This window comes from Arthrobacter sp. JCM 19049, assembly GCF_001310435.1.
This window is the reverse complement of the sequence record NZ_BAXF01000435.1, coordinates 1-1,830: the sequence shown is the minus strand read 5'-3', so window position 1 is coordinate 1,830 and position 1,830 is coordinate 1. Positions and strand designations below refer to the sequence as shown.

Below are 1,830 nucleotides of genomic sequence, written 5' to 3'. Positions count from 1 at the left end.
CTTGGAAGAGTTGCCCGGCTGATGCGCACCAGCTCCGCGGAGGCCGCAGCGGCCGGGCGGGCCAGCATCGCCCTGATCGAGGCCTGGGTGCTGCAGCACCGGGTGGGTGAGCACTTCGACGCGGTGGTGCTTACCGCCGCAACCGCCAATGGCCAGGGCAAGCTCCGTCCCGGACAGGTCCAGCTGCTCGGTGAGGCAATCACCGGATCCTTCACCGGCAGCGCTCCGGCCGCCAGCCTGGTCTCGGTGCGGCTGGAGGAGGCCGACCCGCTGACCCGGCGCTGCCGTTTCAGCCAGGTGGCGAGCAAAGTCACACCATGAGACGTCCGGGGGCAAAACCCGATATGCTAGAAGGACAAAGTTATTTAGGATGCCCGGTCGCGCCGCGCTAAACGAGAGACAACAGTTTTCGTGGTGACTTCCCAGCGGTCACCATCCCCCACCGCCACTACGCCGCGGTGGTGCATGTAGCGATCGGCTCCGCTGGACCGCGTTCCCCTGCCCGCCGGGACACCGTTCCCGGGCACCGTTCGCCGGAGGCCCAGGTCAGGCCGGGACGCAACGTGAAACGAGAATATGGACATCGTGACTGACACGACCACCCAGGACGCCGCCGCGGCGCCTGAAGAAGCACCCAAGACGTTCGCCGACTTCAATGTGCGCCAGGACATTGTCGCCTCGCTCTCCGAAGCCGGCATCATTCACCCCTTCCCGATCCAGTCGCTGACCCTGCCGGTCGCGCTGGCCGGCAATGACATCATCGGCCAGGCCAAGACCGGCACCGGCAAGACCCTGGGCTTCGGCATCCCCGCGCTGCAGCGCGTGGTGCGCGAATCCGATGAGGCTACGAGCGCCTGGAATTCCCCGGCGCCCCGCAGGCACTGATCGTGCCCCCACCCGCGAACTGGCCCTGCAGGTCTCCGCGGACCTGGCTCAGGCCTCCCGGCACGCCGGCATCCGGGTCACCACCATCTACGGTGGGCGTCCCTATGAGGAGCAGATCGCGGCCCTGAAGGCCGGCACCGACGTGGTGGTGGGCACCCCCGGGCGCCTGATCGACCTGAACCGCCAGCGCGTGCTGAACCTGAAGCAGATCGCCACCGTCGTGCTGGACGAGGCCGACGAAATGCTGGATCTGGGCTTCCTGCCCGATGTGGAGCGCATCCTGGCCGCCCTGCCCCCGGTGCGCCAGGCGATGCTGTTCTCCGCCACCATGCCCGGCCCGGTGATCACCATGGCCCGGCGCTACATGTCCCGTCCCATGCACATCCGTGCCGCGGATCCGGGCGACGACTCGATCACCAAGCGCAACATCCGCCAGCTGGTGTACCGCGCCCACTCGCTGGACAAGGACGAAATGGTCGCCCGCCTGCTGCAGGCCGAGGGCCGCGGCAAGACGATCATCTTCACGCAGACCAAGCGGTCGGCCGCCAAGCTCTCCGATGAGCTGATCGACCGCGGCTTCAACGCCGGGGCTGCACGGGGACCTGGGCCAGGGAGCGCGCGAACAGGCGCTGAAGGCGTTCCGCTCCGGCAAGGTTGAGATCCTGGTCGCCACCGACGTGGCCGCCCGCGGCATCGACGTGGACGACGTCACCCACGTGGTGAATCTGCAGTGCCCCGATGATGAGAACACCTACCTGCACCGCGTGGGGCGCACCGGACGCGCCGGGAACACCGGCATCGCGGTGACCTTCGTGGACTGGGACTCGGTGCCGCGCTGGTCGCTGATCAACAAGGCGCTGGGCTGAACGTGCCCGAGCCGGTGGAAACCTACTCCTCCTCCCCGCACTTCTTCGCCGACCTGAACCATCCCCAAGGGCACCAAGG

General features: G+C 67.9%; 2 pseudogenes. Both read left to right on the top strand.

The features are described 5' to 3' along the window. Positions 1-321 (top strand): annotated as a pseudogene (locus JCM19049_RS13105) (hypothetical protein); the annotation flags it as partial. Between the two features lie 255 nt (positions 322-576). Then, positions 577-1,830 (top strand): annotated as a pseudogene (locus JCM19049_RS13100) (DEAD/DEAH box helicase); the annotation flags it as partial.